Source organism: Pseudomonas sp. LPB0260 (genome assembly GCF_013388395.1).
Genome location: NZ_CP058247.1, coordinates 2,364,295 through 2,388,461 on the forward strand (window position 1 = coordinate 2,364,295; position 24,167 = coordinate 2,388,461).

At 65.9% G+C, this 24,167-nt stretch carries 23 protein-coding genes; 17 read left to right on the forward strand and 6 right to left on the reverse strand.

Translation table 11 applies throughout. The features are described from left to right. The first annotated feature begins 25 nt into the window (after positions 1-25). From guaA to tadA, 3 genes are all read left to right on the forward strand, one after another. Positions 26-1,606, forward strand: a complete 1,581-nt coding sequence (guaA, locus tag LPB260_RS10510; RefSeq protein ID WP_208708672.1) for a glutamine-hydrolyzing GMP synthase — start codon at positions 26-28, stop codon at positions 1,604-1,606. 175 nt (positions 1,607-1,781) lie between these two features. Beyond that, entirely contained in the window at positions 1,782-3,149 is a 1,368-nt protein-coding gene (locus LPB260_RS10515; RefSeq protein WP_208708673.1) for a multicopper oxidase family protein, read from the forward strand. Beyond that, a complete protein-coding gene (gene tadA / locus LPB260_RS10520) occupies positions 3,149-3,631 on the forward strand; it encodes a tRNA adenosine(34) deaminase TadA (RefSeq protein WP_208708674.1) in 483 nt (160 codons plus the stop codon). Before LPB260_RS10515 ends, tadA begins: the two co-directional genes overlap by 1 nt. A gap of 3 nt (positions 3,632-3,634) precedes the next feature. Here the strand turns inward: tadA and mltF are convergent, their stop codons facing one another. Further along, a complete protein-coding gene (gene mltF, locus LPB260_RS10525; RefSeq protein WP_208708675.1) occupies positions 3,635-5,095 on the reverse strand; it encodes a membrane-bound lytic murein transglycosylase MltF in 1,461 nt (486 codons plus the stop codon). A gap of 166 nt (positions 5,096-5,261) precedes the next feature. Here mltF and purL point away from each other — a divergent pair, with 166 nt between their 5' ends. Beyond that, positions 5,262-9,158 (forward strand): phosphoribosylformylglycinamidine synthase, encoded by a 3,897-nt coding sequence (gene purL / locus LPB260_RS10530; RefSeq protein ID WP_208708676.1) that lies wholly within the window; start codon positions 5,262-5,264, stop codon positions 9,156-9,158. 246 nt (positions 9,159-9,404) lie between these two features. After that, entirely contained in the window at positions 9,405-9,722 is a 318-nt protein-coding gene (locus LPB260_RS10535; RefSeq protein ID WP_208708677.1) for a YqfO family protein, read from the forward strand. A 66-nt stretch (positions 9,723-9,788) separates the two neighbouring features. Here LPB260_RS10535 and LPB260_RS10540 read toward each other — a convergent pair whose 3' ends face one another. Together LPB260_RS10540 and LPB260_RS10545 are read right to left on the reverse strand one after the other, a co-directional pair. Continuing rightward, a complete protein-coding gene (locus LPB260_RS10540; protein ID WP_208708678.1) occupies positions 9,789-10,292 on the reverse strand; it encodes a murein L,D-transpeptidase family protein in 504 nt (167 codons plus the stop codon). A gap of 15 nt (positions 10,293-10,307) precedes the next feature. Beyond that, a complete protein-coding gene (locus LPB260_RS10545) occupies positions 10,308-10,865 on the reverse strand; it encodes an NUDIX hydrolase (protein WP_208708679.1) in 558 nt (185 codons plus the stop codon). Positions 10,866-11,035: 170 nt separating this feature from the next. On the opposite strand from LPB260_RS10545, the gene LPB260_RS10550 reads away from it, so the two are divergent. The 5 genes from LPB260_RS10550 (at position 11,036) to LPB260_RS10570 (ending at position 14,362) form a co-directional block, all read left to right on the forward strand. Next, a complete protein-coding gene (locus LPB260_RS10550) occupies positions 11,036-11,638 on the forward strand; it encodes a CoA pyrophosphatase (protein ID WP_208708680.1) in 603 nt (200 codons plus the stop codon). A 22-nt stretch (positions 11,639-11,660) separates the two neighbouring features. Continuing rightward, entirely contained in the window at positions 11,661-12,185 is a 525-nt protein-coding gene (locus LPB260_RS10555) for a gamma carbonic anhydrase family protein (protein ID WP_208708681.1), read from the forward strand. Next, on the forward strand, positions 12,182-12,373 hold the full coding sequence (locus LPB260_RS10560; protein ID WP_208708682.1) for a DUF1289 domain-containing protein: 192 nt from the start codon (positions 12,182-12,184) through the stop codon (positions 12,371-12,373). The genes LPB260_RS10555 and LPB260_RS10560 overlap by 4 nt, the downstream gene beginning before the upstream one ends. A gap of 67 nt (positions 12,374-12,440) precedes the next feature. Continuing rightward, complete coding sequence (gene purT, locus LPB260_RS10565) at positions 12,441-13,622, forward strand: formate-dependent phosphoribosylglycinamide formyltransferase (protein ID WP_208708683.1); 1,182 nt, start codon at positions 12,441-12,443, stop codon at positions 13,620-13,622. Next, on the forward strand, positions 13,619-14,362 hold the full coding sequence (locus LPB260_RS10570) for an SGNH/GDSL hydrolase family protein (protein ID WP_256625599.1): 744 nt from the start codon (positions 13,619-13,621) through the stop codon (positions 14,360-14,362). Before purT ends, LPB260_RS10570 begins: the two co-directional genes overlap by 4 nt. On the opposite strand, the gene LPB260_RS10575 is transcribed toward LPB260_RS10570, so the two are convergent. Continuing rightward, positions 14,331-15,617 carry an HlyC/CorC family transporter gene (locus tag LPB260_RS10575; RefSeq protein ID WP_208708684.1) on the reverse strand — a complete coding sequence of 429 codons (1,287 nt, stop codon included), beginning with the start codon at positions 15,615-15,617 and terminating at the stop codon, positions 14,331-14,333. The two genes, LPB260_RS10570 and LPB260_RS10575, sit on opposite strands and share 32 nt — an antisense overlap. A gap of 10 nt (positions 15,618-15,627) precedes the next feature. Then, positions 15,628-16,428 (reverse strand): inner membrane protein YpjD, encoded by an 801-nt coding sequence (locus LPB260_RS10580; RefSeq protein ID WP_208708685.1) that lies wholly within the window; start codon positions 16,426-16,428, stop codon positions 15,628-15,630. A 157-nt stretch (positions 16,429-16,585) separates the two neighbouring features. Here LPB260_RS10580 and ffh point away from each other — a divergent pair, with 157 nt between their 5' ends. From ffh to rplS, 5 genes are all read left to right on the forward strand, one after another. Further along, the gene (ffh, locus tag LPB260_RS10585; RefSeq protein WP_208708686.1) at positions 16,586-17,962 is read left to right on the forward strand and encodes a signal recognition particle protein; all 1,377 of its coding nucleotides are present in this window, start codon (positions 16,586-16,588) and stop codon (positions 17,960-17,962) included. A 195-nt stretch (positions 17,963-18,157) separates the two neighbouring features. Further along, the gene (rpsP, locus tag LPB260_RS10590) at positions 18,158-18,409 is read left to right on the forward strand and encodes a 30S ribosomal protein S16 (protein WP_208708687.1); all 252 of its coding nucleotides are present in this window, start codon (positions 18,158-18,160) and stop codon (positions 18,407-18,409) included. An 18-nt stretch (positions 18,410-18,427) separates the two neighbouring features. Beyond that, positions 18,428-18,955: a ribosome maturation factor RimM gene (rimM, locus tag LPB260_RS10595; protein ID WP_208710165.1), complete on the forward strand. Its 528-nt coding sequence runs from the start codon at positions 18,428-18,430 to the stop codon at positions 18,953-18,955. 5 nt (positions 18,956-18,960) lie between these two features. Next, positions 18,961-19,713: a tRNA (guanosine(37)-N1)-methyltransferase TrmD gene (trmD, locus tag LPB260_RS10600; RefSeq protein WP_208708688.1), complete on the forward strand. Its 753-nt coding sequence runs from the start codon at positions 18,961-18,963 to the stop codon at positions 19,711-19,713. A gap of 42 nt (positions 19,714-19,755) precedes the next feature. Beyond that, complete coding sequence (rplS, locus tag LPB260_RS10605) at positions 19,756-20,106, forward strand: 50S ribosomal protein L19 (protein WP_208708689.1); 351 nt, start codon at positions 19,756-19,758, stop codon at positions 20,104-20,106. A gap of 383 nt (positions 20,107-20,489) precedes the next feature. Here rplS and LPB260_RS10610 read toward each other — a convergent pair whose 3' ends face one another. Further along, complete coding sequence (locus LPB260_RS10610) at positions 20,490-22,331, reverse strand: sodium:proton antiporter (RefSeq protein ID WP_208708690.1); 1,842 nt, start codon at positions 22,329-22,331, stop codon at positions 20,490-20,492. Between the two features lie 86 nt (positions 22,332-22,417). Here LPB260_RS10610 and xerD point away from each other — a divergent pair, with 86 nt between their 5' ends. Continuing rightward, a complete protein-coding gene (gene xerD, locus LPB260_RS10615; RefSeq protein ID WP_208708691.1) occupies positions 22,418-23,314 on the forward strand; it encodes a site-specific tyrosine recombinase XerD in 897 nt (298 codons plus the stop codon). Positions 23,315-23,405: 91 nt separating this feature from the next. After that, complete coding sequence (locus tag LPB260_RS10620) at positions 23,406-24,131, forward strand: thioredoxin fold domain-containing protein (protein ID WP_208708692.1); 726 nt, start codon at positions 23,406-23,408, stop codon at positions 24,129-24,131. Positions 24,132-24,167: the final 36 nt, after the last annotated feature.

A 24,167-nucleotide genomic window follows, 5' to 3' on the forward strand; every position in this document is an offset into this window, starting at 1 on the left:
GTGAATTCCGCTACGAGAGACGGCCATGGCCCATCCTGATATTCACGCCCACCGCATCCTGATCCTGGATTTCGGTTCCCAGTACACCCAGCTGATCGCCCGCCGCGTGCGCGAGATCGGCGTGTATTGCGAGTTGCACCCCTTCGACATGAGCGACGAGGACATCCGCGCCTTCGCCCCGCGCGGCATCATCCTCGCCGGCGGCCCCGAGTCGGTGCATGCGGCTGACAGCCCGCGCGCGCCGCATGCGGTGTTCGACCTCGGCGTGCCGCTGCTCGGTATCTGCTACGGCATGCAGACCATGGCCGAGCAGCTGGGCGGCAAGGTGCAGGGCTCGGACATCCGTGAGTTCGGCTACGCCCGCGTCGACGTCGTCGGCAAGGGTCGCCTGCTCGACGGCATCGAAGACCATGTCGACGACGATGGCGTGTTCGGTCTGGACGTGTGGATGAGCCACGGCGACAAGGTCACCGCCTTGCCGGAAGGCTTCCATATCCTCGCCAGCACCCCGAGCTGCCCGATCGCCGCGATGTCCGACGACGAGCGTCGTTACTACGGCGTGCAGTTCCACCCGGAAGTGACCCACACCAAGCAGGGCGGTCGCATCCTCTCGCGCTTCGCCCTGGATATCTGTGGCTGCGAGGCGCTGTGGACGCCGTCGAATATCGTTGAGGACGCCATCGCCCAGGTGCGCGCCCAGGTCGGCAGCTCCAACGTGCTGCTGGGGCTGTCCGGCGGTGTCGATTCCTCGGTGGTCGCGGCCCTGCTGCACCGCGCCATCGGTGATCAGCTGACCTGCGTGTTCGTCGACAACGGCCTGCTGCGCCTGCACGAGGGTGAGCAGGTGATGGCCATGTTCGCCGAGAACATGGGGGTCAAGGTGATCCGCGCCAACGCCGAGGAGCAGTTCCTCGGTAACCTGGCCGGCGAGGCCGACCCGGAGAAGAAGCGCAAGATCATCGGCCGTACCTTCATCGACGTGTTCGATGCCGAGGCCAGCAAGCTGCACGACATCAAGTTCCTCGCCCAGGGCACCATCTACCCGGACGTGATCGAGTCGGCTGGCGCCAAGACCGGCAAGGCCCACGTGATCAAATCGCACCACAACGTCGGCGGCCTGCCGGAGGAAATGAACCTCAAGCTGGTCGAGCCGCTGCGCGAACTGTTCAAGGACGAGGTGCGCAAGATCGGCCTGGAGCTGGGCCTGCCCTACGACATGGTCTACCGCCACCCGTTCCCGGGCCCGGGTCTGGGCGTGCGCATCCTCGGCGAGGTGAAGAAGGAATACGCCGACCTGCTGCGTCGCGCCGACCACATCTTTATCGAGGAGCTGCGCAACTTCGACTGGTACCACAAGACCAGCCAGGCATTCGTGGTGTTCCAGCCGGTCAAGTCGGTCGGTGTGGTCGGCGATGGCCGTCGCTACGCCTGGGTCGTGGCCCTGCGCGCGGTGGAAACCATCGACTTCATGACCGCACGCTGGGCGCACCTGCCCTACGAGCTGCTGGAGAAGGTCAGCAACCGCATCATCAACGAGATCGAAGGCATCTCCCGCGTCACCTACGACGTGTCGAGCAAGCCGCCTGCCACCATCGAGTGGGAGTGATCTGAACGACAAGGGCAGCCCAGGCTGCCCTTGTCGCATCTGCAGATTGCCGGGCCGCCGCTGGCGATCAGGCTCGCCAGCGGCGCCGCTTAAATGAGAAGATGTTGCAATTGAGTGTCCGGATACGGTCCGGTACGCGACTTTCCCAGATTTCATTCGGGCCACGGAACTGAACATGTCCTTTACCCGCAGACAGATGCTGGCCGGCCTGGCTGGGCTCGGTGTGGTCGGCCTCGGTGCCGGCGGCGTGCGCTATTGGTTGGGGCGGCCGCTGGTCGCCGCCGAGTACGATTACCAGCTGATCGCCGCGCCGCTGGACCTCGAGCTGGTGCCGGGACATCTCACCCCGGCCTGGGCCTTCGGGGGGCAGGCGTCGGGCATGGAGATCCGCGCCAGGCAGGGCGAGTGGCTGCGGGTGCGCTTCATCAATCGCCTGGAGGTGCCGACCACCATTCATTGGCACGGCATCCGTCTGCCGCTGGAGATGGACGGCGTGCCCTATGTCTCGCAGTTGCCGGTGCTGCCGGGCGAGTACTTCGACTACCAGTTCAAGACCCCGGATGCCGGCAGCTTCTGGTATCACCCCCATACCACCAGCAGCGAGCAGCTCGGCCGTGGCCTGGTCGGTCCGCTGATCGTCGAGGAGCGTGAGCCGACGGGCTTCGTGCACGAGCGCACGCTGTGCCTGAAGAACTGGCACCTGGACGAGCAGGGCGCCTTCAGCGCCTTCAGCGTGCCACGCCTAGCGGCGCGCGAGGGCACCCGCGGGCGCCTGAGTACGGTCAACGGCGCCCATGCGCCGACGCTGCGGTTGCCGGCCGGGCAGGTGGTGCGCCTGCGTCTTATCAATGTCGACAACACCGTGACCTACCGGCTCAACCTGCCGGACGCCGAGGCGCGCATCTACGCCCTGGATGGCAACCCGGTCGAGCCGCGGCCGCTGGGCGAGGAGTACTGGCTGGGCCCCGGCATGCGCCTGGATCTGGCGCTCAAGGTGCCGGCCGCCGGCAGCGAGCGGGCCCTGCGTAACGGTCCGCTGCGCCTGGCGACGATCCAGAGCACGGCCAGCGATGCGCCGCTCGGCGACTGGCCGCCGGCCTTGCCGGCCAACCCGGTGGCCGAACCGGACCTGGCCAGCGCGGAAACCCTGAGCTTCAACTTCGAGTGGGCGGCGATGCTCTCGCAGAATGCCGAGCAGGCCGGCTACCGCTATTGGCAGATCAATGGCCAGGCCTGGAACATCAATGACAAGACCTGCGCAGACCGGCCCATCGCCACCCTGAAGCGCGGCGGCCACTACATCTTCGTGTTGCGCAACATGGCCCAGTACCTGCACCCGATTCACCTGCACGGCATGACCTTCAAGGTGCTGGATTCGGATCGGCGCCAGATCACCCCGTACTTCACCGATACCTACCTGCTGGGCAAGAACGAGACGGCGCGCATCGCCCTGGTCGCCGACAATCCCGGGGTGTGGATGTTTCATTGCCATGTCGTCGATCATATGGAAACCGGCCTGATGGCCGCGATTCAGGTGGTGTGATGCGTCAGCCGAAAATCATCGACCGCAGCCAGGATCAGCATTTCATGCGCGAGGCCCTGGCGTTAGCCGCCGAGGGGGCGGCGCTCGGCGAGGTGCCGGTCGGCGCCGTGCTGGTGCTGGGCGGCGCCGTCATCGGTCGCGGCTTCAACTGCCCGATCTCCACCCACGACCCCAGTGCCCATGCCGAGATGGTGGCGATTCGCGCGGCGGCGCAGGCACTCGGCAATTACCGCCTGCCCGGCAGCACCCTGTATGTGACCCTGGAGCCGTGCAGCATGTGCGCGGGCCTGATCGTCCACTCGCGGGTCGAGCGGGTGGTGTACGGCGCCACCGAGCCCAAGGCCGGGGTGGCGATGAGTCGCGGCGAGTTCTTCAGTCAGGGCTTTCTCAACCATCGGGTGCTGATCGAGGGCGGGGTGCTGGCGCAGGAGTGCAGCGAGTTGCTCAGCGCCTTCTTCAAGGCCCGCCGCGGCGCGCGTTAGGGCTCAGAGCGGGGGCAGCTCGTCGCGCGGCGGGTTCTTGTTGACGCCCGGCACGTGCATGCCGGACTCGGCCACCTGGGTGCCTTCCAGTTGTGGCTGCGTGACCCAGGTGAGGATGTCGTAGTAGCGGCGGATGTTGCGCACGAAGTGCACAGGCTCGCCGCCGCGGGCGTAGCCGTAGCGCGTCTTGCTGTACCACTGCTTCTGCGCCAGGCGCGGGAGGATCTTCTGCACGTCCAGCCACTTGTCGGGGTTCAGGCCCGCGGCCTCGGTGAGCTTGCGCGCGTCCTCCAGGTGGCCGGCGCCGACGTTGTAGGCGGCCAGGGCGAACCAGGTTCGGTCCGGCTCGACGATGCTGTCGGGCAGTTGCTTCTTCACCTTGACGATGTACTTGGCGCCGCCGTCGATGCTCTGTTTGGGATCGAGGCGGTTGGATACGCCCATGGCCTGGGCGGTGCGCAGGGTCAGCATCATCAGGCCGCGCACCCCGGTCTTGGAGGTGGCGGTGGGTTGCCACAGCGATTCCTGATAGCCCATGGCGGCGAGCAGGCGCCAGTCCACGCCCTCGACGCGGGCGGCTTCGCGAAAGTACTTTTCGTAGCGCGGCAGGCGCTGCTGCAGGTGTTTGGCGAAGGTATAGGCACCGACATAGCCGAGTACGTCGACATGGCCGTAATAGCGTTCGGTCAGGCGTTTGAGGGTGCCGTTTTCCTGGGCGCGGGCGAGGAAGGCGTTGATCTCGTCCAGCAGGCTGCTGTCCTCGCCGGGGGCGACCGCCCAGCCCAGGCCCTGGGAGTCGCCGAAGTCGAAGGCGACGCGCACGTTGGGGAAGTACACCTGGTTCATCGCCAGCTCGTTGGAGTCGACCAGGGTCAGGTCGATCTGTCCTTCGTCGACCATGCGCAGCAGGTCGACCACCTCCACCTCGGCCGATTCCTCGTACTTCAGTTCCGGCAGTTCGGCCTTGAGCGCCGCCAGTTGCTCGGCGTGACTGCTGCCCTTGAGCACCAGGATGCGCTTGCCGAGCAGGTCCTGCGGGCGGGTCGGACGCTGCTGGGCGTTGCGATAGATGACTTGCGGGGTGATCTGCAGGTAGGGGCGGGAAAACCGAGCGATCTGCTGCCGTCCGTCGCTTGCCACCAGGCCGGCGGCGGCCAGTACCGGCCCCTTGGCCTCGCCGAGGCGGGCGAACAGCTGGTCGAGGTTGTCGGCGGTCTCGATCTGCAGCTCGACATCCAGGTCGCTGGCGAAGCGCTTGAGCAGTTCGTACTCGAAGCCGGTTTCGCCGTTGCGGTCCTGGAAATAGGTGGACGGGCTGTTGCGGGTGATCACGCGCAGCACGCCGTCCGCCTGGACGCGCTCGAGGGTGCTGGGTTCTTCAACACAGCCGCCGAGCAGCAGGAGGATCCCGATCGCTGACAGCCAGCTGGCGCAGCGGGAGCGGAACGCGGATTGGGCAAACATTACCGCAGTATACGCAAAGCACCCGGCGCGCCATATCTCGACAGCAGCAACCTTCTCTGCTAGCGCTCGAGGCGCCGCACAGGCTGCGCTACGGGTGCCGCGGCGCGCTGCTTTAGGCTAGAATGCACGGCCTCAAAGTACACCCCCTTCCCAGAGGCTGTCCCCGATGTTGATCCTGCGCGGCGCTCCCGCCCTTTCTGCTTTCCGCCACGGTAAATTGCTCGAGCAACTGACCGGCAAAGTACCTGCTGTGACCGGGCTGTACGCCGAGTTCGCGCATTTTGCCGACGTCACCGATGTGCTCGGCGCCGACGAAGAGCGGGTGTTGGCCCGTCTGCTGAAGTACGGCCCGAGTGTGCCGGTGCAGGAGCCCAACGGCCGCCTGTTCCTGACCATCCCGCGCTTCGGCACCATCTCGCCCTGGTCGAGCAAGGCCAGCGACATCGCCCGCAACTGCGGCCTGGCGAAGATCCAGCGCATCGAGCGCGGCATTGCCTACTACGTGGCCGGTGAGCTGAGCGCGGTCGAGGCCGAGCAGGTCGCCGCCCTGCTGCACGACCGCATGACCCAGCTGGTGCTGGACACCCTGGAAGGCGCCGCGGCGCTGTTCAGCCATGCAGCGCCCAAGCCGCTGACCGCAGTGGACGTGCTCGGCGGCGGCCGCGCCGCCCTCGAGCAGGCCAACGTCGAGCTGGGCCTGGCCCTGGCCGAAGACGAGATCGACTACCTGGTGCAGAGCTTCAATGACCTGGGGCGCAATCCCCATGACATCGAGCTGATGATGTTCGCCCAGGCCAACTCCGAGCACTGCCGCCACAAGATCTTCAACGCCAGCTGGGATATCGACGGTCAAGCCCAGGAAAAATCCCTGTTCGGCATGATCAAGAACACCTACCAGATGCACAGCGAAGGCGTGCTGTCGGCCTACAAGGACAACGCCGCGGTGATCGTCGGCCACAAGGCCGGGCGCTTCTTCCCGAACGGCGAGACCCGCCAGTACGGCGCGGTCGAAGAGCCGGTGCACATCCTGATGAAGGTGGAGACGCACAACCACCCGACCGCCATCGCACCCTTCCCGGGCGCCTCCACCGGCTCCGGTGGCGAGATCCGCGACGAAGGCGCCACCGGTCGCGGCGCCAAGCCCAAGGCCGGTCTGACCGGCTTCACCGTGTCCAACCTGCAGATCCCCGGTTTCGAGCAGCCCTGGGAAGTGCCCTACGGCAAGCCCGAACGCATCGTCACCGCGCTGGACATCATGATCGAGGGTCCGCTCGGCGGCGCCGCGTTCAACAACGAATTCGGCCGCCCGGCGCTGACCGGCTACTTCCGCACCTTCGAACAGGCGATCAGCACGCCGCGCGGCGAAGAGGTACGCGGCTACCACAAGCCGATCATGCTGGCCGGCGGCATGGGCAACATCCGCGGCGAGCACGTGCAGAAAGGCGAGATCACCGTCGGTGCCAAGCTGATCGTGCTCGGCGGCCCGGCCATGCTGATCGGCCTGGGCGGCGGCGCCGCCTCGTCGATGGCCACCGGCACCAGCTCGGCCGACCTGGACTTCGCCTCGGTGCAGCGCGAGAACCCGGAGATGGAGCGGCGCTGCCAGGAAGTCATCGACCGCTGCTGGCAGCTCGGTGACAAGAACCCGATCGCCTTCATCCACGACGTCGGCGCCGGCGGCTTGTCCAACGCCTTCCCCGAGCTGGTCAACGACGGCGGCCGCGGCGGACGATTCGAGCTGCGCAACGTGCCCAACGACGAGCCGGGCATGGCGCCGCTGGAAATCTGGTGCAACGAGTCCCAGGAGCGCTATGTGCTAGCGGTCGACGCCGCCGATTTCGAGCGTTTCAAGGCGATCTGCGAGCGCGAGCGCTGCCCGTTCGCGGTGGTCGGCGAGGCCACCGAAGAGCCGCACCTGACCGTCGCCGACAGCCATTTCGGCAACAACGCCGTGGACATGCCGCTCAACGTGCTGCTTGGCAAGGCGCCGCGCATGCACCGTTCGGCCTCCCGCGAGGCCGAGCTGGGCGATGACTTCGATGCCGGCAGCCTGGACCTCGAAGAGTCCGTCAGCCGCGTGCTGCGACACCCGGCCGTGGCCAGCAAGAGCTTCCTGATCACCATCGGCGACCGCACCATCACCGGCCTGGTCGCCCGCGACCAGATGGTCGGTCCCTGGCAGGTGCCGGTGGCCGATTGCGCGGTCACCGCCACCAGCTTCGACGTCTACACCGGTGAAGCCATGGCCATGGGCGAGCGCACGCCGCTGGCCCTGCTCGACGCCCCGGCGTCCGGGCGCATGGCGATCGGCGAGACCCTGACCAACCTGGCGGCCTCGCGCATCGAGAAGATTTCCGACATCAAGCTGTCGGCCAACTGGATGGCCGCCGCCGGTCATCCGGGCGAAGACGCGCGCCTGTACGACACGGTCAAGGCCGTCGGCATGGAGCTGTGCCCGGAGCTGGGCATCACCATTCCGGTGGGCAAGGACTCGATGTCGATGAAGACCCGCTGGCAGGACGCGGGCGCCGAGAAGAGCGTCACCGCGCCGCTGTCGCTGATCGTTACCGGCTTCGCCCCGGTCAGCGACATCCGCCAGACCCTGACCCCGCAGCTGCGCATGGACAAGGGCGAGACCGACCTGATCTTGATCGACCTGGGCCGCGGACAGAACCGCATGGGCGCCTCGATCCTCGCCCAGGTTTACGGGCAGATCGGCCGCCAGGCGCCGGATGTCGACGATGCCGAAGACCTCAAGGCGTTCTTCGCGGTGATCCAGGGCTTGAATGCCGACGGCCACCTGCTGGCCTATCACGACCGCTCCGACGGCGGCCTGCTGGTCACCGCGCTGGAGATGGCCTTCGCCGGCCACTGCGGCCTCAACCTGCAGCTCGACGCCCTGGCCGATGGCCGCGAGGAGCTGGCCGCGGTGCTGTTCAACGAGGAACTGGGCGCGGTGATCCAGGTGCGCCAGGATGCCACGCCGGACGTACTGGCGCAGTTCAGCGCCGCCGGCCTGGGTGACTGCGTGGCGGTGATCGGCCAGCCGCTCAACAACGCCGAGGTCAGGATCAGCTTCGACGGCCAGGCGGTGTTCGACGGCGAGCGTCGCCTGCTGCAGCGCCAGTGGTCCGAGACCAGCTACCAGATCCAGCGCCTGCGCGATAACGCCCAGTGTGCCGATCAGGAGTTCGATGCGCTGCTCGAAGAGGACAATCCGGGCCTGAGCGCCAAGCTGGGCTACGACGTCAACGAGGACATCGCCGCGCCCTATATCAAGAAGGGTGTGCGTCCGCAGATCGCCGTGCTGCGTGAGCAGGGCGTCAACGGTCAGGTGGAGATGGCCGCGGCCTTCGACCGCGCCGGCTTCAATGCCATCGACGTGCACATGAGCGATATCCTCGCCGGTCGCGTCGACCTTGAAGCCTTCAAGGGCCTGGTGGCTTGCGGCGGCTTCTCCTATGGCGACGTGCTCGGCGCCGGCGAGGGCTGGGCCAAGTCGATCCTGTTCAACAGCCGCGCGCGCGACGCCTTCCAGGGCTTCTTCGAGCGCAGCGACAGCTTCGCGCTGGGCGTGTGCAACGGCTGCCAGATGCTGTCGAACCTGCATGAACTGATTCCCGGCAGCGAGTTCTGGCCGCACTTCGTGCGTAACCGCTCCGAGCAGTTCGAGGCCCGGGTGGCCATGGTCCAGGTGCAGGAGTCGGCGTCGATCTTTCTGCAGGGCATGGCTGGTTCGCGCATGCCGATTGCCATCGCCCACGGTGAAGGCCATGCCGAGTTCGAGAGCGAAGAGGCGCTGCTGGAGGCCGATCTGTCGGGCTGCGTGGCCATGCGTTTCGTCGACAGCCACGGCAAGGTCACCGAGACCTATCCGGCCAACCCCAACGGTTCGCCGCGCGGGATCACCGGCCTGACCAGCCGTGACGGCCGGGTCACCATCATGATGCCGCACCCGGAGCGGGTGTTCCGCGCCGTGCAGAACTCCTGGTGCCCGGACGACTGGCAGGATGACGCCGGCTGGCTGCGCATGTTCCGCAACGCCCGGGTATGGGTGGACTGATGCCCATGGCGCGGAATCAGGTTCTCTGGTTCCGCGCCTCTCGAGCGCGTTCGTCCCGTCCGTCGGTACAGGGCGGCCGTCGCGCCATGACTGTCACGCCGCCCTGCCGGTTGCCGGGGAATGATTCCGCTGCTCGTCTACTCTTTAATCTGTGAGGGAGGTCCGGGCTCGCCGGCAACCTTTGGCGCCGCCAGGCGGCTGCGCTCGGTTCGGCGAGGCTTGTTGGGCCCAGCTGCGGAGATCGCGATGTACAAGCTGTGTTTCTACGTGCCGGAAAGCCACCTGGAGGCGGTAAAGCAGGCAGTCTTCGCTGCCGGCGGCGGGCGCATCGGCGGCTATGACAGCTGCAGCTGGCAGGCCCTCGGGCAAGGCCAGTTCCGCCCCTTGGCCGGCAGCCAGCCGTATCTTGGGCAGACCGGCCGGCTGGAGCAGCTGGCGGAGTGGAAGGTCGAGCTGGTGGTGGCCGATGAGTTGATCCATGACACGGTCAAGGCGCTCAAGCACAGCCATCCCTACGAGACACCGGCGTTCGAGGTGTGGCGCCTGTCCGATCTGCAGTTCTAGTTCGGCTAATGCCAAAGAAAGGCGCCGCAAGGCGCCTTTTTCATGCCCGCAGCTCAGGCCGTGGGCTCAGGGGCGGATCTCGATCAGGGTGCCGTCCTTGACCAGTTGCCACACCTCGCGCATGTCGTCGTTCTTCATGGCGATGCAGCCCTCGGTCCAGTCCAGGGTGTGGAAGAACCACTCCGGATACTCCTCGTCCAGGGGCGTGCCGTGGATCATGATCATGCCCCCGGCAGGCACGCCCTGTTCGCGAGCGCTGGCCAGGTCGCGGGCGTTGGGATAGGAGATGTGCAGGGACAGCTGGTACTTGTCGCTGGTCTTGCGCCAGTCGATCCAGTAGAGCCCCTCCGGCGTGCGCTTGTCGCCCTCGCGCTGCTTGGCGCCATTGGGTTGCTTGCCCAGGGAGATGCGATAGGACTTGAGTGGCTGGCCGCGGCTGATCAGCTGCAGCTTGCGCTCGGATTTGACCACCAGCACCTTGTCCACGCTGGGGCCGTCGAGGCTGGTGGTGGTGCTGGCCTGGGCGGGTAGGGCCAGGGACAGGCAGAGCAGGGCGAGCAACCGGCGCATGGGGGTATCCAGGGGTCAGAGTGGTTTCTTGTAATGCGCGCGCAACGCTTCCAGGGGCTCGTTGCGTACCGGATACACGTGCTCCCGGCGGTCGGCGAAGAAGCATTCTAAGGTACGGCCCACGGTCGGGAAAGCCAGCTCTGACCAAGGGATATCGCCTTCGTGAAACAGCTGTACCTCGAGGCTTTCCTCGCCCACGGCGAAATCCAGATCGACCAGCTCGGCACGGAAGAACAGGTACACCTGGTTGATGTGCGGCAGGTCGAACAGGGTGTAGAGGGACAGGTCGCGCACCCGGGCGCAGGCTTCTTCCTGGGTTTCCCGGGCCGCCGCCTGCTCCAGGGTCTCACCGTTCTCCATGAAACCGGCGGGCAGGGTCCAGTAGCCACGCCGCGGCTCGATGGCGCGACGGCACAGCAGCACCTGCTCGCCCCAGATCGGCAGGCAGCCGGCGACGATGCGCGGATTCTGATAGTGAATGGTATGGCAGTGTTCGCAGACGTAGCGCAGGCGATTGTCGCCGGCGGGAACGCGCTGGCTGACCGGGTTGCCGCAATGGCTGCAGAACTTCATGCCGATTCCTCCGGGCTCATGAGCTATCTTGGCGCGCCAGCAGGCCTGGCGGCAAGCGCCGTGGGCGATGCGCTCGAGCGGCCGGAGCAACCGGCCAGGTCGGCGGGACTTGGGTGGCGGTCGGCTTTCATGCGATTATCCGGGGCAGAAGAACAAGCTCGAGAGTGCCCATGCTGGACGAGTTACTCCACCGCGTGCGCGGACACCGACCGCGTCTACTGGAGGCCGACCGCGACTTTCCTGAGGCGGCGGTGCTGGTGCCGATAACCCGTAGCGACGAGCCGGAGGTGGTGCTGACCCTGCGCGCCAGCGGGCTGTCCACCCACGGCGGCGAGGTGGCCTTTCCCGGCGGTCGCCGTGATCCGGAAGACCCTGACCTGATCCACACCGCCCTGCGCGAGGCGGAGGAGGAGATCGGCCTGCCGCCTGGCCTGGTCGAAGTGATAGGGCCGCTCAGCTCCGTGGTGTCGCGCCACGGCATCCACGTCACGCCCTATGTCGGCCTGGTGCCGGACTACGTCGAGTACCAGGCCAACGACAGCGAGATCGCCTCGGTATTCTCGGTGCCGCTGGCGTTTTTTCGCGACGATCCGCGGGAGGTGACCCATCGCATCGACTACCTCGGCCAGAGCTGGTATGTGCCGAGCTACCGCTATGGCGAATACAAGATCTGGGGGCTGACGGCGATCATGCTGGTCGAGCTGGTCAACCTGTTGTACGACGCCGAGATTGCCCTGCACCAGCCGCCCGCGCATTTCATCGCGCTCAACTGAACCGCAAGACGAGGAGCAGCCCATGATGTACCGCCTGGGACAGGTGCAGGTCGAAGCCCACCCCGACAGTTGGGTGGCGCCAAATGCCACGCTGGTCGGCAAGGTCAGGCTCGAGGCGCAGGCCAGCGTCTGGTTCAACGCGGTGTTGCGCGGCGACAACGAGCTGATCCATATCGGCGAGCAGAGCAACGTGCAGGACGGCACCGTGATGCACACCGACATGGGCTTTCCGCTGTCCATCGGCAAGGGCGTGACCATCGGCCACAAGGCCATGCTGCACGGCTGCTCGGTGGGCGATTACAGCCTGATCGGCATCAATGCCGTGGTGCTCAATGGCGCCAAGATCGGCAAGTACTGCATCATCGGCGCCAACACCCTGATCGGCGAGGGCAAGGAGATTCCCGACGGTTCGCTGGTGGTCGGTTCCCCGGGCAATGTGATCCGTACCCTGAGCGCGGAACAAAAGAAGATGCTCGAGGCCAGCGCCGCCCACTATGTACGCAACGCTCAGCGCTATGCCCGCGAGCTGGCCGAGCAGGCGCCATGACCCGCGCGGATCGCCCGGTCGCCTCGCCCTGCGTGCAGATTTGCGCATTGGATGACGAGGACATCTGCATCGGTTGCCAGCGCAATGTCGCCGAAATTACCCGTTGGAGCCGCATGGACGACGGCGAGCGGCGACAGGTGCTGGCGCTCTGTCATGAGCGTGCCAGGGCCAAGGGCGTGCTGCTGTAGGAGTGCGGCCTGCCTGTCGCTACATGGTTGTTCCCCTCTTATATACGTAACCTCTCGAGGATGAGTTATGCCCCGTATCGGAACCCCGCTGTCGCCGAGTGCGACCCGCGTCCTGCTCTGTGGCGCTGGCGAATTGGGCAAGGAAGTGGTGATCGAGTTGCAGCGCCTGGGCGTCGAGGTGATCGCCGTGGATCGCTACGCCAACGCCCCGGCCATGCAGGTGGCCCATCGAAGCCATGTCCTGGATATGCTCGACGGTGCGGCGCTGCGTGCGGTTATCGAGCTGGAGCGGCCGCACTACATTGTCCCGGAGATCGAGGCGATCGCCACGGCGACCCTGGTCGAGCTGGAAGCCGAAGGCTATACGGTGATACCCAGCGCGCGGGCCGCGCAGTTGACCATGAATCGCGAGGGTATCCGCCGCCTGGCGGCCGAGGAACTGGGACTGCCGACTTCGCCCTACCAGTTCGCCGATTCCCTCGAGGAATGCCGTGAGGCCGTGCAGGCGTTGGGCTTTCCCTGCCTGATCAAACCGATCATGAGTTCCTCGGGCAAGGGCCAGTCGCTGCTCAGGAGCATCGACGATTTTCCGGCGGCCTGGGACTACGCCCAGGCGGGCGGACGGGCCGGCAAGGGCCGGGTGATAGTCGAGGGCTTCGTCGACTTCGACTACGAAATCGCCCTGCTTACCGTGCGTCACGCCGGCGGCACCACCTTCTGCGCGCCGGTCGGTCATCGCCAGGTCAGGGGTGATTACCAGGAATCCTGGCAGCCGCAGCCGATGAGCGCCAGGGCCCAGGCCGAAGCCGAGCGCATCGCCCTGGCGGTTACCGCCGCGCTGGGTGGGCGCGGGCTGTTCGGCGTCGAGCTGTTCGTCAAGGGCGACCAGGTGTGGTTCTGCGAGATTTCCCCGCGGCCCCACGACACGGGTCTGGTAACCCTGATCTCCCAGGACTTGTCCGAATTCGCCCTGCATGCGCGGGCCATCCTCGGCTTGCCGATTCCGGCGATCCGCCAACTGGGGCCCTCGGCTTCGGCGGTGGTGCTGGCCGAAGGCGAGTCGCAGCAGGTGCGTTTCGGCAATCTCGGCATGGCCCTGGCCGAGCCGGACACCGCCTTGCGCCTGTTCGGCAAGCCGGAGGTCAGGGGCCAGCGCCGCATGGGCGTGCTGCTGGCTCGCGACGAGTCGCTGCAGGCGGCCCGTGACAAGGCGGCCCGCGCGGCCCGGGCGGTCAGCATCGAGCTGTGACGGGCTGGCGCGAACTGGGTTGGTGGCTGCTGCTGGTGCCGGCGCTGCCGCTGCTCGTGCCGCTGGCCCTGCATACCCGTTGCCAGGCGCTGCGCTTGGCGCCGGCAGCGGGACCGACGCACGGGATGGCGGGTGCCGAATTGCCCGGGCAGCCCGTTCGCCTGCTGGTGCTCGGTGAGTCGACGGTGGCCGGGGTCGGCGTCAGTTGCCTGCAGCATGCCCTGGTCGGCTGCCTGGCGCAGGCCCTGTGCGAGCGCCATGGGCGGCCGGTCGTCTGGCGCGCCTGCGGCGAAAATGGCATTACCGCGGCACAGGCCCGCCAGCGCCTGCTGCCGCAGGGGCTGGCGGACGCGCCGGAGCTGGTGCTGCTGGTCTTCGGGGTCAACGACAGTACCGGGCTGACCTCGATGGGGCGTTGGCAGCTGGCGCTTGGGGGGATGGCCGAGGCGTTCCGCTCACATGGTGCGCGGGTGGCCTTCAGTGCGGTGCCGCCCTTGCAGCACTTTCGCGCCTTGCCCTGGCTGCTGCGGGCGTTGCTCGGTGCGCGGGCGGCGTTGCTGGATGCGCGCCTGCGCCGGGTGGCGCGGCTGGTGGAGGCTGACTACTGTTCGGTGAGCCTGCCGTTCTCCCCGCAATACCTCGCGCTGGATGGCTACCATCCGTCCGCGCTGGGCTATCGGCTGTGGGCGCAGGGGCTGGCCGAGCGCCTTACTCTTCCGGGGACTCCGGCTGCGGCGTAGCGCTGGCCTGCCAGACGCGCACGCTCTTCACGCGGTTCTCCGAGGATTGCAGGATTTCCAGGCGGTAGGGGCCGATTTTCAGGCATACCGTGCTTTCGGGAATGCTTTCCAGCGCCTCGGTGATCAGGCCGTTGAGGGTCTTGGGGCCGTCGCAGGGCAGGTGCCAGTCGAGGGCCTTGTTCACCTCGCGGATATAGGCGGCGCCGTCTATCACCTGGGTGCCGTCTTCCTGGGGGTGGATGTCTGGACTGCGCAGGCTGTCCTGGTTGTTGAAGTCGCCGACTATCTCTTCGAGGATGTCCTCCAGGGTGACGATGCCGATCACGTCGCCATACTCGTCGACCACTATACCGATGCGTCGCTTGTGCTTCTGGAAGTTGAACAGCTGGGTCGACAGTGGCGTGCTTTCCGGCACGAAGTAGGGCTCGTTGCAGGCGCCGAGCAGGGCCTCCTTGGTCAGCTGGTCGTGGCTGAGCAGGCGGGCGATCTGGCGCATGTGCACCACGCCCTCGATCTGGTTGATGTCCTCGCGGAACACCGGCAGGCGGGTGTGCGGGGTGGTGCGCAGCTGGGCGATGATGGTCTCGAGGTCGTCTTCCAGGTCGATGCCGACCACCTCGTGGCGCGGGATCATGATGTCGTTCACCGTGACCTTCTCCAGGTCGAGGATGCCCAGCAGCATGCTCTGGCGGTTCTTCGGCAGCTCGTGGCCGGACTCGCGCACCACGCTACGCAGTTCCTCGGTGGTCAGGCTGTCGCTGCTCTTGCTCGCGGGGTCGACGCCGAGCAGGCGCAGCAGGCCGTTGCTGATCCAGCTGAGCAGCACCACCAACGGATAGAGCAGCTTGAGCAGCAGCAGCAGCGGCAGGCTGAACGGATAAGCGACCCGCTCCGGGTGCAGGGCGGCCAGGGTCTTCGGGGTGATCTCGCCGAAAATCAGCAATGCGATGGTCAGGCCGATGGTGGCGATGGCGATTCCCGCTTCGCCCCACAGCTGGATGGCCAGCACGGTGGCGATGGCCGAGGCGAGGATGTTGACGAAGTTGTTGCCGATCAGGATGGTGCCGAGCAGCCGATCCGGGCGGCTCAGCAGGTCGCTGACCCGCTTGGCGCCGCGATGCCCTTCTTTCGCCAGGTGGCGCAGGCGGTAGCGATTGAGGCTGAGGATGCCGGTCTCCGAGCTGGAGAAGAAGGCCGAACAGGCCAGCAGGAAGATCAGCAGGCCGAGCAGGAAACCGGGGTGTACGTTGTCCACGGAGAAGGGCCTAGATATGCAGGATGAATTCGCGGACCAGTTTGCTGCCGAAATACGCCAGCATCAGCAGGCAAAAGCCCGCCAGGGTCCAACGGATGGCCTTGTGTCCGCGCCAGCCGAGCTGATGGCGCCCCCACAGCAGCACCGCGAAGACCACCCAGGCGAAGCTGGAGAGGATGGTCTTGTGCGCCAGGTGTTGGGCGAACAGGTCGTCGAGAAACAGCGCGCCAGACAGCAGTGACAGCGACAGCAGTGCCCAGCCGGCCCAGAGGAAGCCGAACAGCAGGCTTTCCATGGTCTGCAGCGGCGGGAAGCTCTTGATCAGCCCGGACGGGTGCTTGTGCTTTAGCTGGTAGTCCTGCAGCAGCAACAGCAGCGACTGGAAGGCAGCGATGGTGAGAATGCCGTAGGCGATGATCGACAGCAGGATGTGGGCGAGGATGCCGGGATTCTCGTTGATCGGCCGCAGGGTGCCGTTGGGCATGAGCTGGGCGAGTAGTACGGTCAGACAACCCAGGGGGTACAGCAGCAGCAGCAGGTTCTCCACCGGCATGCGCACGCAGGCCAGCAGGCTGAGCAGGATCACCGCGAAGGCGATCAGGCTGGCGGCGTTGAAGAAGTCCAGTGCCAGGCCGGCCGCATGGTTCATCTGCACGAACAGGCTGGCCCCATGAAACAGCAGGGCGAGGACGCCGAGCAGGGCCAGCAGGCGTTTGTCTGGCGTGCTGCGCCGACTGAGTCGAAGGCTTTGGTAGGCAGTGGCGCCGGCGTAAAGGCAGGCGGCTGCGAGGCTGGGCAGCAGAGGGTGCATAAATCCTTGTTAGGCAGGCCCGAAAGGCGCTGAGTGTGGCATACAACCGGCGCCCCACGAAAGACCGCTGGCGGTGTCGGTGCCCGGGAGTCTCCGCTATAATCCGCCGCCTGCCGCAAGCTCAGCCTCGGTTCCGCAGAACCTGAAAGGAACGCGCATGTTCGAAAATCTTACCGACCGCCTCTCGCAGACCCTGCGAAACGTCACTGGCAAAGCCAAGCTGACCGAGGACAACATCAAAGACACCCTGCGCGAAGTGCGCATGGCCCTGCTTGAGGCCGACGTCGCCCTGCCGGTGGTCAAGGACTTCGTCAATAAGGTCAAAGAGCGGGCGGTCGGCACCGAGGTGTCGAAGAGCCTGACGCCGGGCCAGGCGTTCGTGAAGATCGTCCGCGCCGAGCTGGAAAGCCTGATGGGCGCGGCCAACGAAGACCTGGCGTTGAATGTCGCGCCACCGGCGGTGGTGCTGATGGCCGGCCTGCAGGGCGCGGGTAAGACCACCACGGTGGGCAAGCTCGCGCGCTTTCTCAAGGAGCGTAAGAAGAAGAGCGTGCTGGTGGTCTCGGCGGACGTCTACCGGCCAGCGGCGATCAAGCAGCTGGAGACCCTGGCGGCCGATATCGGCGTGACCTTCTTTCCCTCGGACATCACCCAGAAGCCGGTGGCGATCGCCGAGGCGGCAATCCGGGAAGCCAAGCTCAAGTTCATCGATGTGGTGATAGTCGACACCGCTGGTCGCCTGGCCATCGATGCCGAGATGATGGCCGAGATCCAGGTGCTGCACGGGGCGATCAAGCCGGCCGAGACGCTGTTCGTGGTCGATGCCATGACCGGCCAGGACGCCGCTAATACCGCCAAGGCCTTTGCCGATGCGTTGCCGCTGACTGGCGTGGTGCTGACTAAGGTCGATGGCGATGCTCGCGGCGGTGCGGCCCTGTCGGTGCGCCACGTCACCGGCAAGCCGATCAAGTTCATCGGTATGGGGGAGAAGAGCGAGGCGCTCGAGCCCTTCCATCCGGAGCGGATCGCCTCGCGCATCCTCGGCATGGGCGACGTGCTCAGCCTGATCGAGCAGGCCGAACAGACCCTCGACCGCGAGAAAGCCGAGAAACTCACCAAGAAGCTGAAGAAGGGCAAGGGCTTCGACCTGGAAGACTTCCGCGACCAGCTCCAGCAGATGAAGAACATGGGCGGTCTCGGTGGCCTGATGGACAAGCTGCCGCAGATGGGCGGCGTCAATCTGGCGCAGATGGGCAATGCCCAGGGCGCGGCCGAGAAGCAGTTCAAACAGATGGAGGCGATCATCAATTCGATGACGCCTGCCGAGCGTCGCGATCCGGAGATCATCAGCGGTTCGCGCAAGCGCCGCATCGCCATGGGCTCCGGCACCCAGGTGCAGGACATCGGGCGGCTGATCAAGCAGCACAAGCAGATGCAGAAGATGATGAAGAAATTCACCGCCAAGGGCGGCATGGCCAAGATGATGCGCGGCATGGGTGGCATGTTCCCCGGCGGCGGCCTGCCGAAGATTTGATCCCGGCCTGGCCTCGGGCATAGTGGCGCGGCCGCTGCACGCCCCGCGCCCCGGGGCTTGGCGCCGGCACCGACCGGCGGCCGGAAAAAGAGATTTGCAAAAGGCCGGATAATCCTTAGAATATGCGGCCTTTCGGGCCTAGTGCCCTATGCGTGCATTTCAGTTTTGCAGCACCGACTACAGGAACGAAGTTCAATGGTAACCATCCGTCTTGCCCGTGGCGGCTCCAAAAAGCGCCCTTTCTACCACCTGACCGTGACCAACAGCCGCAATGCGCGCGATGGTCGCTTCGTTGAGCGCGTCGGTTTCTTCAACCCGGTTGCCTCGGGTGCCGAAGTGAAGCTGTCCGTGAATCAGGAGCGTGTCAGCTACTGGCTGAGCCAGGGCGCGCAGCCGTCTGAGCGTGTTGCTCAGCTGCTCAAGGAAGCTGCCAAGGCTGCTGCCTAAGCACTCCTTATGAGCACGATGCCGGCGCCCGCCGAGGATCTGGTTGTACTCGGCAAGATTGTTTCGGTGCATGGCGTGCGAGGTGAGGTGAAGGTGTACTCCTTTACTGATCCAGTGGACAACGTGCTCGAATACCACCGTTGGACGCTCAGGCGTGACAACGAGGTAAAGCAGGTCGAATTGGCCAGTGGACGCTTGCAAGGCAAGGTCCTGGTGGCAAAGCTCAAGGGGCTCGATGATCGGGAAGTGGCTCGTACCTTCGCCGGTTTCGATATTTGCGTGCCCCGCAGCGAGCTGCCGGAACTCAGCGATGGCGAGTTCTACTGGTATCAGTTGGAAGGTCTCAGGGTCATAGATCAGGTTGGGCAGCTGCTCGGCAAGATCGATCACCTGTTCGAGACTGGCGCCAACGATGTAATGGTGGTCAAACCCTGCATCGACAGTCTGGATGAGCGCGAGCGCCTGTTGCCCTATACCGAGCAATGCGTGCTGTCGATTGATCTGGCTGCCGGCGAAATGCGGGTCGACTGGGATGCGGACTTCTAAACGCCATGCCGAGCTTGCGCGTTGAAGTCATTACGCTGTTCCCGGAGATGTTTGCCGCCATCGGCGATTACGGCATTACCAGCCGTGCGGTGAAGCAGGGGCTGTTGCAGCTGTCCTGTTGGAATCCGCGCAGCTACACGACGGACCGTCATCACACCGTGGATGACCGGCCTTTCGGTGGCGGTCCCGGCATGGTGATGAAGATCAAGCCGCTTGAGGATGCTTTGCTCGATGCCAAGCAGGCCGCAGGTGGTCAGGCGAAGGTGATCTACCTGTCGCCGCAAGGTCGTCAGCTGACCCAGTCAGCGGTACGCGAGCTGGCGAGCGAGGAGGCATTGATCCTTATCGCCGGACGCTACGAAGGCATCGACGAGCGCTTTATCGAGGCGCATGTCGATGAGGAATGGTCGATCGGGGATTACGTCCTGTCCGGCGGTGAGCTGCCGGCCATGGTGCTGATCGATGCGGTAACGCGCCTATTGCCTGGTGCACTAGGTCATGCGGACTCGGCCGAGGAGGATTCCTTTACGGATGGCCTGCTCGACTGCCCGCACTACACCCGCCCGGAGGTGTATGCGGATAAACGTGTTCCCGAAGTGTTGCTTAGTGGCAACCACGAACACATCCGGCGCTGGCGTTTGCAGCAGTCCCTTGGTCGGACCTGGGAGCGCCGTGCCGATCTTCTGGATAGCCGCTCGCTTTCTGGAGAAGAGAAGAAGCTGCTGGAGGAATTCATCCGCCAGCGGGACGATAGTTAACGTATCGATGACCGGCCCGACGGCCTGTCTTAGGAGCGCAGCATGACCAACAAAATCATTCAGCAGATCGAAGCTGAGCAGATGACCAAAGAGATCCCGACCTTCGCCCCGGGCGACACCGTGGTCGTTCAGGTCAAGGTGAAGGAAGGCGACCGCCAGCGTCTGCAGGCCTTCGAAGGCGTTGTGATCGCCAAGCGTAACCGTGGTCTGAACAGCGCCTTCACCGTGCGCAAGATCTCCAACGGTGTCGGCGTCGAGCGTACCTTCCAGACCTACAGCCCGCTGGTCGACAGCCTGGCTGTCAAGCGTCGCGGCGACGTGCGCAAGGCCAAGCTGTACTACCTGCGTGACCTGTCCGGTAAGGCCGCACGCATCAAGGAGAAGCTCGCCTAAGGCGCGCTTCCCTGCAGAAAAAAGCAGCCCTCGGGCTGCTTTTTTTGTTTCTGGGCTCGGCTCCTGTCCTGCCCGTACCTTGTTCCCCGTGCGCCTGGGCAAATCCCGGGGCAGTCGAGGCCATCGATTTAGCGCGTTCGATCATTCTCCTGCTGGCTGGCTGGCTGGCTGGCCGGGGATATCGGCCCCTGGGGGGCGTGGAGAGTCGCGCCGGCGCCGGCGCCGGCCGCCTGGGCGCCAGGGCGCCAGGGCCGGCGTGGTCTGGATTGCTGCTATCGCTGGTAGGGGTGGTCGACGCCGGTGTTGCCTAGTTTCTGCGCCGGAGGCGCCGAGCCGGGCGCCGCCTGGGCGGCGGCGCTCGGCAGTCCGGCGCGCGGGTTCGTTCAGGAGGCCTGCAGGCTTTCCTGCTTGGCCTTCGCGGTATCGGTGGTCTGGGGCTCTATCAGGGCCACCAGGGTCCAGCCGGCTTGCGGATGCATGGTGTCCTGAGGGGTGATCACGTGCACCCAGCCCTCGCGGTCGCGGGCGAACAGCAGTGTGGCTCGCGCGCCATGCAGGGCCTGGTAGTCCTCCCAGCTGAACGCGTCGGTCAGGGTCGTGCTGTACAGCTCGGCATCCTTGGCCAGCCGGCTGGCTGCCTGGGGGTAGGTCAGTGGCTGGCTGCCCAGGGGGCGGCCACGGTGCTCGTCACTGGCGCGGTGCTTGTCGCTGCGCCGGCTTTCCTGGCCGCTGGCCAGGCTGAACAGCCGGGTGTGCCCGAACTCGTGGCGAAAGCGCATGCTCGCCAGGGTGTTCAGCTCGCCGGCCGGGGACAGCGCCAGCAGGTGGCCAATGCCGACCAGGTCGAGGTGGGCCTCGGCGTGCTGGGAGGCCGGGTTGCCGAAATAGGTCGGCAGGTTGTCCATGCGGGCGGCGCGAATGTTCTCCCAGCTCGAGTCGGTCAGGAGTACGCGGCAACCGAGCTGCTGCAGGGCCTTGCCGATGGTCCGTGCGACCGGGTTGGCGCCGATGATCAGGAAGCCGCTGGGGGCGGGCTCCGCTACGTTCAGCAGGCTCGCCAGGGGACGAGCGGTGGCGCTCTGCAGTACCACGGTGCCGATGATCACGGCGAAGGTTAGCGGAACCAGTAGTTCGGCGCCGGCGTGGCCGGTTTCGCTCAGGCGGATGGCGAAGATCGCCGAAACCGCGGCGGCGACGATGCCACGTGGGGAGATCCAGGCGAGCAGGGCGCGCTCGCGCCAGTTCAGGCTGGAGCCGAAGGTCGACAGGGCGACGTTCAGTGGGCGGGCGATGAACTGGATGATCGCCAGCAGCAACAGCACCGCCGGGCCCAGTGCCAGCAGGGCGCTGAGGTCCAGGCGCGCGGCGAGCAGAATGAACAGGCCGGAAATCAGCAGCACGCTGAGGTTTTCCTTGAAGTGCAGGATGTGTCGGACGTCCACGCCCTTCATGTTGGCCAGCCACATGCCCATCAGGGTCACGGCGAGCAGGCCGGACTCGTGCATCACCTCGTTGGAGGCGATGAACACCCCGAGCACCGTGGCCAGCACGGCGAGGTTGTGCAGGTAGTCGGGCAGCCATTGGCGGCGCAGCACCTGGCCGAGGGCCCAGCCGCCCGCCACGCCGAACAGGGTGCCACAGAGGATGACCCCGGCGAAGGTGGTCAGGCTCTGGCTCCAGCCTTCGCCCTCGCCGCTGGCGATGATGAAGCTGAACACCACGACCGCCAGCAGGGCGCCGATCGGGTCGATGACGATGCCCTCCCAGCGCAGGATATTGGCCACCGAGGCCTTCGGGCGTACCACGCGCAGCATCGGCACTATCACCGTCGGGCCGGTGACCAGGGTCAGGGTGCCGAACAGCAGGGCCATCTCCCAGCTGAAGCCGAGCAGGTAATGAGTGGCGACGGCGATCACGCCCCAGGTGGCCAGGGCGCCGACGGTCACCATGCGCTTGACCACGCTGCCGATCTCCCGCCACTCGGACAGGTGCAGGGTCAGGCTGCCCTCGAAGAGGATCAGCGCGACGGCCATAGACACCATGGGGAACAGCAGCGAGCCGAACAGCGCCTGTGGGTCGAGCCAGCCGAGCACCGGCCCGGCGAGAATGCCGCAGATCAGCAGGAACAGGATCGCCGGCAGGCGCAGGCGCCAGGCCAGCCACTGGCAGGCGAGGGCGGAGGCGCCAATGGTGGCGAAGGCGAAGAGGATTTGCTGTTCGTTCATCGGGTGTCCTTGGAGTGCAGGGCGCTGGCCGTACTTGGCCAGGCTGTGAAAGACTAACCCGCTTTATGACGCCGCCATAGTCCCGCATGCCAGCCATAGACCATCCCCTGATCGACCGCTTCCTTGATGCCCTGTGGCTGGAAAAGGGCCTGTCAGCGCATACGCGTGCGGCCTATCGCAGTGATCTGGCGCACTTCAACGGCTGGCTCGATGAGCGCGGCCTGCTGCTCGAGCGCGCCGGGCGCGAGGCGATTCTCGACCACCTCGCCTGGCGCCTGAACGAAGGCTACAAGGCGCGCTCCACCGCGCGCTTCCTCTCCGCTGCCCGCGGCCTCTATCGCTTCCTGTTGCGCGAGGGGTTGATCGCGCTCGACCCGACCCTGCAGGTCGACCTGCCGCAACTCGGTCGTCCGCTGCCCAAGTCGCTTTCCGAGGCGGATGTCGAGGCGCTGTTGGCGGCCCCGGAGCTGGGCGAGCCACTCGGCCTACGTGATCGGGCCATGCTCGAGGTGCTCTATGCCTGTGGCCTGCGGGTCAGCGAGTTGGTCGGCCTGACGCTGGAGCAGGTCAACCTGCGCCAGGGCGTGCTGCGGGTCTTCGGCAAGGGCAGCAAGGAGCGTCTGGTGCCCCTGGGGGAAGAGGCGATCGCCTGGATCGAGCGCTACAGCAAGGAGGCGCGTCCGCTGCTGCTCGACGGCAGGCCCAGCGACGTGCTGTTTCCCAGCTTGCGCGGCGAGCAGATGACCCGCCAGACCTTCTGGCACCGCATCAAGCTGCAGGCCCGGGTCGCGGGTATTTCCTCATCGCTGTCGCCGCACACCCTGCGCCATGCCTTCGCCACCCACCTGCTCAACCATGGCGCGGACTTGCGCGTGGTGCAGATGCTGCTGGGCCACAGCGACCTGTCGACCACGCAGATTTATACCCATATCGCCCGTGCGCGCCTGCAGGAATTGCACGCCCAGCACCATCCACGGGGCTGAGATGGCCGTCCGGCTGCCGTGGTCTGTCATTGCCGGCTTCTATGGTAGGCTGTGCAAATCTTCGTTAGTCCCTCGCTCGACAGGAGTTTCCATGCGTTTGACCCGCATTTCTGCGGCCCTGGCTGTTGCCCTGGCCAGCACCTTTGTCCTGGCCGCAGATCCCGATCAGGCCATCCGCCAGAACCTGCTGTCGATCCAGCCCGACATGCCGATCGAGGCGATCGCCGAGAGCCCGATGCCGGGTCTCTATCAGGTCCAGCTCAAGGGCGGACGCCAGCTGTATGCCAGCGCCGACGGCCAGTTCGTCCTGCAGGGCTATCTCTACCAGTTCAAGGACGGCCAGGCGATCAACCTGACCGAGCAGGAAGAGAGTCGCGCCATCGCCAAGCAGATCAATGGCATTGCCGCCAAGGAAATGGTGGTGTTCCCGGCCAAGCAGGCCAAGACCCACATCACCGTGTTCACCGATACCGACTGTGGCTACTGCCAGAAGCTGCACAGCGAAGTGCCCGAGCTCAACCGTCTCGGCGTCGAGGTGCGCTACGTAGCATTCCCGCGCCAGGGCTTGCAGAGTCCGGCTTACCAGGAGATGGTCAGTATCTGGTGCGCCAAGGATCGTCTGGCGGCCATGGATCTGGCCAAGGCCCGCAAGGACGTGCCCGAGGCGCAGTGCGACAACCCGGTCGCCCAGCAGTACGCCCTCGGGCAGATGATCGGGGTCAACGGTACGCCGGCGATCGTCCTGGCCAACGGCAAGCTGATCCCCGGTTATCAACCGGCGCCACAGCTGGCCCAGCAGGCCCTGGAGGCCAAGTAGCCCCGGGCCTCGACTCGATTGACTAATAATCGGCCG